This window comes from Aminobacter sp. Piv2-1 (assembly GCF_037625995.1).
Classification (GTDB): Bacteria; Pseudomonadota; Alphaproteobacteria; order Rhizobiales; family Rhizobiaceae; genus Aminobacter.
On the sequence record NZ_JARKMU010000022.1, the window covers coordinates 1 to 7,764 of the forward strand.

General features: G+C 63.3%; 7 protein-coding genes. All 7 read left to right on the forward strand.

Going from position 1 to position 7,764, the window contains the following annotated elements:
• Positions 1–344 precede the first annotated feature (344 nt).
• The 7 genes from AmiPiv_RS24690 to AmiPiv_RS24720 all read left to right on the forward strand — a co-directional run bounded on the left by AmiPiv_RS24690 (position 345) and on the right by AmiPiv_RS24720 (position 7,514).
• On the forward strand, positions 345–1,505 hold the full coding sequence (locus AmiPiv_RS24690; protein ID WP_340041868.1) for a tyrosine-type recombinase/integrase: 1,161 nt from the start codon (positions 345–347) through the stop codon (positions 1,503–1,505).
• Positions 1,506–1,542: 37 nt separating this feature from the next.
• Entirely contained in the window at positions 1,543–3,324 is a 1,782-nt protein-coding gene (locus AmiPiv_RS24695; RefSeq protein WP_340041869.1) for a hypothetical protein, read from the forward strand.
• Positions 3,321–5,213, forward strand: coding sequence for an integrase (locus tag AmiPiv_RS24700; RefSeq protein WP_340041871.1), 1,893 nt, complete (start codon positions 3,321–3,323; stop codon positions 5,211–5,213). Before AmiPiv_RS24695 ends, AmiPiv_RS24700 begins: the two co-directional genes overlap by 4 nt.
• 7 nt (positions 5,214–5,220) lie before the next feature.
• On the forward strand, positions 5,221–5,658 hold the full coding sequence (locus tag AmiPiv_RS24705) for a DUF6262 family protein (RefSeq protein ID WP_340041873.1): 438 nt from the start codon (positions 5,221–5,223) through the stop codon (positions 5,656–5,658).
• Positions 5,659–6,142: 484 nt separating this feature from the next.
• Positions 6,143–6,457 (forward strand): DUF736 domain-containing protein, encoded by a 315-nt coding sequence (locus AmiPiv_RS24710; RefSeq protein ID WP_340041874.1) that lies wholly within the window; start codon positions 6,143–6,145, stop codon positions 6,455–6,457.
• Positions 6,458–6,711: 254 nt separating this feature from the next.
• Positions 6,712–7,131 carry a response regulator gene (locus AmiPiv_RS24715; RefSeq protein ID WP_340041876.1) on the forward strand — a complete coding sequence of 140 codons (420 nt, stop codon included), beginning with the start codon at positions 6,712–6,714 and terminating at the stop codon, positions 7,129–7,131.
• Positions 7,128–7,514, forward strand: coding sequence for a response regulator (locus tag AmiPiv_RS24720; RefSeq protein ID WP_340041878.1), 387 nt, complete (start codon positions 7,128–7,130; stop codon positions 7,512–7,514). The genes AmiPiv_RS24715 and AmiPiv_RS24720 overlap by 4 nt, the downstream gene beginning before the upstream one ends.
• The last annotated feature ends 250 nt before the right edge of the window (positions 7,515–7,764 follow it).

Genomic DNA, 7,764 nt, shown 5'->3' on the forward strand with positions numbered 1-7,764 from the left:
CGGCTTAGGTTACGTGCTCGGAAGTGTCCTTTAGCGGGGGCGTTTGTAAGCTTGGCACACAGACGTCCGGGTCAAGCGTTCCCGCAGCGTAGCGAGGACAACGCTTGACGCGGCGGCGGCACCTCAAGCTTTTCCATGGGGTGCAGGACAAGTCCTGCACCCCTGCCACGTGGCGAACGGGAGAGCGCGAGGGGAACCCCTCGCATTAAAAGGAAGACTCGCGCCGTAGGCGCTCCGTTTATTTTTGGAGGTGCTGTCATTTGTCCGTTTCATCGACGGTGTAAGCACCTGGACAATGTCTATGTCCTTTTGCGCCTCCGGGTGCCTTGCCTCCGGAGAGCGGGATGGTTTCGATCGTGCGGGCAATCGCCGGTGTTGACGGGATTCCGGTCGGATTTCCCATTTTGCTCGATGCACAGATGTCAATCGTCGAGCCGGCCTTCAGTTATCTGCTTGAGCTTTCCACGATCCCCGGCCGCTCTCATGCAACGGAGACGGTGCGGACCTACAGCGAGCATCTTCATGACTGGTTCGACACGCTGGAGCAGAGCGAGCTGGATTGGCGTGTCGCCGATGAGGGGACGATCGCCGCTTACCGCAACAGGATGCTGTCGGCGCCAAGTCCGCATACGGGCCGTCCCTATGCCCGTTCGACGATCAACGATCGCGTCCGGACGGTCTGCCGCTTTTATTCATGGGCGCATCGGCGCGGGCTGATTGACGCCCTGCCGTTCGACTATGTCGACGTTTCGCTGCGATCGGCGCGCCGGCATGGCATGCTGGCGCATCTGGATAATCGTCCGCCTGTTGTGAGGGCGAACGTCCTGACGGTCTCGGAAGCCGAGCGGCTGCCCAGGCCACTTCGCGTCGATCAGCTCCAATGCCTGTTTCGGCATCTCGACCCCCCCTATGGCCTGATCGCCGAGTGGGCATTGGCAACCGGTATGCGCCGCAAGGAACTTTGCGGCCTGCAGCTTCATCAGGTGCCGGAGGTTGCTCATCTCGATATCGAGCAGGATCCGCTCGTTGGCATTCCACTGACCATCACCAAGGGCGACCGGCCGCGATCGGTATATCCGCCCTTGCGCCTGATCGACCGTACCCACTGTTACGTCGGAGAGGAGCGCGCAGCCCTCGTCAAGCGGCTGCGCAAGGCCCGGCCCGGCTGCCGAGCGCCGGCGGTGCTTTTCCTCAACAGCAAGGGCGATCCCGTAACACGAGCGAGACTCTCTGCAGCGTTCGGCGCGGCATTCCGGGCAGCAGGGCTTTCGGGATCGGGGCATTGGCTGCGCCATACCTTTGCGATGACGATGCTGGTGCGCCTGCAGAAGCAGGCGGCGACAGCGCCCGACCTCAATCCGCTGAAGATCGTGCAGGTCCTCCTCGGTCACGCCTCGATCCAGTCGACGGCCATCTATTTGCGCTGTGTCGAGCTTCATGCCGACACGCTCGCCGAGAGCCTCGCCTATCTCTATGGCGAACTGGTGCCCCATGGCCGACCGTAGAAGGAGTTCGATAGACCGCCGGCTTCCGGTTGCGTCGATGCAGCCGGAGACCTCGGCATCTGCCCTGCCCATCGACGCGATCATTTTCACCGACGCGTGGGGCAATGCCGCTCAGCGGTTCGATCCCAATCAGCTATCCGGCCTGCCTGCCGATCTGCGCCGGCTTCTCGTCGACGCCTTCCGCGCTTGTGGCGCAGGCCAGAGACCGACCACGCGCCGAACGACCTGGGGAGCGATCCGCCGCTTTGCCCGCTACATTGCAGACGACGGGATGATCGAGATGGCCGGCGATCTCGATACAGCGGCCATCGGCCGGTATGTGCTCTGGCTGAAGAAGGAAGGGGCATCTCGCGCACCCCGTGGCGCGCACGCCATCGCCTTCGATGTCCTTCGACCCCTGCTCACATGGTGCCAGCGCAATCGACCGGGTGCGCTCGCGCCCAACCTGGAGATTCCCTGGAACCCGTTTCCCGGCAGGAGGACCCACCAACAACCGCGACGTCGGCTTCCTCCGGATCAGATCAAGGCGATCCTGCGCGCCAGCTATGGGGAGATCGACGAGATCTGGGCGAGGTTTCAACACGGGCAGGAGGTCATCCGGCATTCCGAGCTCCCGCCCAAGACGCTGCGCGGCCAAGGGCTCGACCGATGGATATGGCGGATCAGCCGGATCGAAGGCGGCCTCATGCCCGACAGGGCCGCTCTCGAAGAACACGGGATCAAGTCCAGCACGCTCGTCAGGTTCTGGGGCGGCTACCGCACCATGGCGCAGTATTTCCACATCACCACCGACACGCTCGTTCCGTTCTTCCTGGCGATCGCCATCCAGACCGCCGCCAATCCGGAACCGCTGCGCCACATCCGCCGCAACTGCCTCGTTCCGCACCCGCTCGACGAACATCGCACGATTGTCGAATGGACCAAGGCCAAGACCGGCGGCCGGCTTCAGAAGGCGCAGCGACGGTCGTTCGATCGGCGCCGACGGTACGCCGCGCCGAACCTGATCGAGATGATGCTGGCCTTGACCGAACCGATCGTGGCCACGGCGCCGCCCAGCGAGCAGGATCGGCTCTTCCTGACCCGCAGCGTCTATAAGGAACCCGTCAGCCGCTCGCTGCGCAGCCGCACCGAGGTCATTGAACATTCCGTCCTCAGGCGGGCCATCCTGAGATTCACGGAGCGCGCCAACCGCCGCATCGAAGAGTGGAACGCGGCCCATCCCGGCAAGCCGCGTGAGCCGATCGCCAGCTTTGCTCCCGCGCTGTTTCGTGGAACCGTCGCGACCGAGCATTACCGTGCGTCCGGCGGCGACATTCTTGCGGCACAATCGATCCTGAATCACGCCAGTGCCGCAACGACCGAGACCTATCTCAGGAGCGAGGAGACGACGCGCCTCCAGCGCCAGGCGATTGCCCGCCTGCAAGACCTGATGATCGCCTGGGTGCGCGGACCTGACCGGAACACGCCGGCGCCAGTATCCCCCGAGACCCGTGCCACCGTTCCCTTCGGCCACGATTGTCTTGCCCCCGTCGCTCCCGGCCGTGACGGTACAGAGCGCCTGTGCCCGCGTTTCGGCGGATGCCTTGCGTGCCCCGGCCTGGTCATCCCCCTCGACACGGAGCACCTGGCCCGCATTCTTGCCGCCATCGATCGGTTCGAACATGCCCGCGACCGGCTCGATCCGCGGCGCTGGAACCTCCTCTACGCGCCGTCATGGCGCATTCTCACCCAGGACATCCTGCCGGATTTCCCCACGGATATGCATGAGGCGGCGCGCGTCCTTGCCGCCGGCATGCCAGCCCTGCCGGAACTGGAATGATCATGCCAGCACGCACCAGGAACCTCAGCCGACCCGATCTCCCGCAACGCGTGTCCTCGCGGTCGCTTTGGACCGACCCTCAATGGTATTTCGACAGTGCGAGACCGGATCTGCGATCCCATCAACTTCTCATCGACTGGGCTTTCGAACTCCCGGATGGCAGCCGTTTCACCGATCAGCGATGGGACCGGTGGCTGCACGATGCCCGCGCCTTCATATGGTCGCTACACGTCGATCCGCCGCCGGGCCGTCGGCAAGCGCGGCCACGGTCGCTCGTCACGACGGCGCTCAAGCTTCGCGTCCTGATCCGATGGATGACCGAACAGACCATGCACGGTTTCGACGAACTGGATCGTGATGCTGCCGAGCGTTTCATGCATCACGTCGCCGGTCGACGAACGCATGCGGGCGCGCCGATCAGGCCGAGGACCAGACATGACTATGCCAATCTTCTGCTCGCCCTCTTTCAGCAGAGGTCCAAGCTCGCGTTCCCGCCGCCCGAGCATCCCTTCGGCGATGAGCGTGCCAGCCGGTTTTCCGGATTCAGCGGCCACACCGTTCGGCGCTTGCCCTTCACGCCGGACGCCATCGCCGTTCCACTCGTCTCGGCGGCAATCCGGTTGATCGGTCAGCCGGCCGATGACGTCATTGCGTTGCGCGACCAGGCTGTTCCGTTCCGTATGGATGATCAGGGGCGCTCCTTCTTCACCCACCGGCAGGCCGTTCGTAATCTCGTCGCATCGTTCCGCTTTTCCACCATCGATGGCGAGGAGGCCCCCTGGCATCCACCGCTGACACGGACGAAGGATCTGCGTCTGCTGATCAACCGGATCCAGGAAGCTTGCTTCATCACCATCGCCTATCTGGTTGGCGCGCGGGTCTCGGAGATCCTGACGCTCGAGGCGAACTGCATCGAAGAGCACTCGTCCGCAGATGGCAGCGAAGCGTTTGCCTATCTCCGCGGACGGATATTCAAGACCGCCGCCAATGAAGCCGGAACCCCGCATCTGTGGCCAGCGCCGCCGCCCGTCCTGCGCGCCATCGAGATTCTGCATCGGCTGTCGGAGCATTTTCGCGCCGAGACAGGGCGATCGGAACTCTGGCTCTCCCTTGCCGGCAGCGGCATCGTCGACCGTCGTGCCCCGGAGGTCATCACCGCCAGTTCCCTCGTCATCCGCCTGAACGAGCGGTTTGCCCCCTTCATCGATCTGCCTCGCAAGGAGGACGGCTCGCCCTGGCACCTGACCACGCATCAGGGCCGTAAGACCTTCGCCCGCTTTGTCGGCAAACGTGACCGCACCGGCCTTCATGCCCTCCAGCATCATTTCGGGCATGTGACCCGCATCATGACCGACAGCGCCTATGTCGGCACGGATTTCGATCTCGGCGAGCTCGTGGACGCCCAAACCCTCGAAGAGACGCGATCCGCTCTCGAGGAGCTGCTCACCGCCTCGCGCCTCGGCGGCAAGGCCGGCCGTCTGCTGTCATCGCGATCGCGCTTCCGGGGCCGCACCCGTGACGGTGAGCTTGCCGCCCATGTCGACTTCCTCATCGAGGATAGCGGTATGCGGCTCGGCGTCTGCGATTGGGGCTACTGCGTCTATCGCGCCGAGACCGCCGCCTGCATGGGTGACGACCGCGGCCCCAACCCGCTATGGCGCACCGAGAGCACCTGCATGAGCTGCGCGAACTTCGCTGTTACCGAGCGTCACCGGCCCGTCTGGCAGGCTCGCCTCGATCGCAATCTCGCCCTGATTGCCGACCAACGGCTCGACGAGGCAAGCCTCGTTCTAGCCAAAACTCGCATCGCCGAGTGCGAGCGCATCCTGTCCGATCTTTCCGCCACGGAGGTTTCTCATAACCAAGTCGCCAGCCGCAAACCCGCATGACCGGCGTATGGAGGCGACGGCCGAGAAGCTGCGCGCCGCACTGGATCGATTGACCGGAGGAGCCGGGGAGCCCTCTGACGCCTCGACGCAGCGTTTGACCGTCGCGGCTCTCGCACGCGAGGCAGGCGTCGGCCGTAACGCCATCTACGCCAATCACCGCGGTATCCTCGACGAGCTCATTCGAACTCGCCAGCAGCAGCGCGTGCCTGACCAAGTCACCACCATTGAAGACAAGATCACCGAACAGCGCAACGTGATCGAAGATATGCAGCAGCAGATTCGACAGCTTGCGACCGAGAATGCCGGACTCATGCGGCGCGCCATCGAGGCGGAACGTCGCGCCGATCGGGCCGAACGCCGCAGCGCGCAGTTGACGAAGGAGGTCGACACTCTGCGCCGCCCGAGGCTGCTGCGATCACCAGAGGGTGATACGGCGCGACGCTGAACAGTGACACTCCCCGCCCATACCACGCGGCCCATCGCGATGCGCCGGTAAGCTGATCCCCTAAGAGCAAAGTCGCGAGGCTCGCCTTCCTTATCACCGCAGTGAGCGGCCGGACGTGATGCGAGGTGGTGCCTGATCTCGGCATGTCGTCATCGTGGGGATTTCGGCGTCATGAGCCAAGGCCTTCTCCTCCATCGGGCTCCATGAGGTGCGCCCATTGCGGCCTTTCTTTCTGGCGTATCTCACACCGGGTTCGGCTGCTGCTCAGCCCGACCTCGATCCCGCAACAGCGCAATGCCGACCTTCTTCCCCGCCGTGCTCGGCTGTCGCCTGCGCGCGGCTTCCTCGCGAGGCAAGAAGCTCGGCTCCGCGCCGCCCTCCATTCCATTTCGGCCCTTCGGGTGCGGGTCGGTCGCCCGGTGTTCTCCGATCGCCATCAAGGCCGCGATGGTCGCGACCTGATACAGCAGACGGAGAAGACAAAATGACTCAGATCGGCACTTTCAACCGCAACGAAGACGGCTCGTTCGCCGGAGTGATCAAGACCCTCAACCTCAACATCAAGGCCCGCCTTGTCGTTTCCGAGAAGGAAAGCGAGAAGTCGCCCGACCTCCGCGCCCTCGCGGGCACCATCGAGATCGGCGCCGGCTGGAAGAAGACCGCCAAGGAGACCGGCCGGGAGTACCACTCGGTCAAGCTCGACGATCCGAGCTTCCCCGCTCCGATCTACGCCAGCCTCGTCGAGAATGAGGACGGATACGCCCTTGTGTGGTCGAGACCTGCTAGGCAGCGTGACTGAACACTGATGGGGGGCGCCCGCGAATGGGCGCCCCCATCGCACGATGGGCGGACATGTCAATGTTAGCGCGACTATCAAGCTGCGTGCACGCCCTAATCGGGGACGGGGATTTCGACGCGATACCGCGAGCCTCGAAGAAGATCAGGGTCGCCACCGGACTACGGGCGAACAAAGGAACAGAATCGCCTGCCGAGAGTTCTTTCGCAAAGGGAGGACGGGAATGGGCAACGGTGTCTCTCGCCAGCGAGTGGCCGATGGCTGCTAAGATCACCCCCCAGCATGAAGCTCGTGCGAATCCGCGCGTGGTGCTTTTGGCGGAGGACGAACCTCTTATCCGCTTCGACATCGCCGATGAGCTTAGGCGTTTGGGATACCAGGTGATTGAGGCCGGGAACGCCGATGAGGCAATCGAAGTCCTCCAATCCACTGCTCGCCTAGACCTCGTCCTAACTGACGTCCGAATGCCCGGCAGCCGTGATGGCCTCGATGTGGCGCGCGCCGTGAGAGAGAAACGGCCGGGGGTAGGAATCATTGTTATGTCGGGCCACCTCGTGCCGAAGGAGAAACATGAAGATATCATGGATCTCTTCGTTTCGAAGCCGGTGCCGGGCGATCAACTCGCGAAGGCGATTGTGGAGTTCATGAATAGCGACGCTGCAAAGCGGGGCCAATGATGACGCAAGAAGCCGCAGCCGAGACGATTCTCGTCGTCGACGGAGACGTGATAACCCGCACCGTAATAGCCGAGTACCTGCGCCATTGTGGCTTTCGCGTGCTCGAGGCTGGGACCGGAGCGGAAGCAATGCAAGCTCTGCAGCACCCGGAGTTCAGTATTGATGTAGTTCTATCCGACGTCGAGCTGCCTGGTGATATGAGCGGTTTTGACCTGTCGCATTGGGTTCGCAAGTCCATGCCACAGGTGAAGGTTCTGCTCGCCGGTGCCGTAGAGCGGATTGCCGATACGGCTGGGGATCTTTGCGAAGATGGCCCTCACCTCGCAAAGCCCTATGATCACAGGCTGATCCTGGATCACATTAAGCGACTGCGTGCGAGGTGAGCGCCGGCATCGGCCTCGCTGCCAGCCAGCCTTGGGGCGGTGCTGCCCGCTAAGCACTTTCCTTCGTCCGGTCAGTGACCCAGAAACACAGTAACTCATTTAAGTCGCGCTGAGCCGACCTCCCTCCGCACACTGTGCTTTATCCAGTGGCGCCGCAGCTCGGCAAAAGGACACTCAGAAGTGTCCTTCAGAGAATCTCGAAGTCAGATCAACAGCTTCCGCGCAAAGATACAGTTGACGGCTGCCCTAA

Excerpts from the sequence above, each read along its gene's own strand:
- AmiPiv_RS24720 (WP_340041878.1), top strand. The coding sequence starts at position 7,128 with ATGATGACGCAAGAAGCCGCAGCCGAGACGATTCTCGTCGTCGACGGA.
- AmiPiv_RS24705 (WP_340041873.1), top strand. The coding sequence starts at position 5,221 with ATGGAGGCGACGGCCGAGAAGCTGCGCGCCGCACTGGATCGATTGACC.
- AmiPiv_RS24715 (WP_340041876.1), top strand. The coding sequence starts at position 6,712 with ATGGCTGCTAAGATCACCCCCCAGCATGAAGCTCGTGCGAATCCGCGC.
- AmiPiv_RS24690 (WP_340041868.1), top strand. The coding sequence starts at position 345 with ATGGTTTCGATCGTGCGGGCAATCGCCGGTGTTGACGGGATTCCGGTC.
- AmiPiv_RS24710 (WP_340041874.1), top strand. The coding sequence starts at position 6,143 with ATGACTCAGATCGGCACTTTCAACCGCAACGAAGACGGCTCGTTCGCC.
- AmiPiv_RS24695 (WP_340041869.1), top strand. The coding sequence starts at position 1,543 with ATGCAGCCGGAGACCTCGGCATCTGCCCTGCCCATCGACGCGATCATT.
- AmiPiv_RS24700 (WP_340041871.1), top strand. The coding sequence starts at position 3,321 with ATGATCATGCCAGCACGCACCAGGAACCTCAGCCGACCCGATCTCCCG.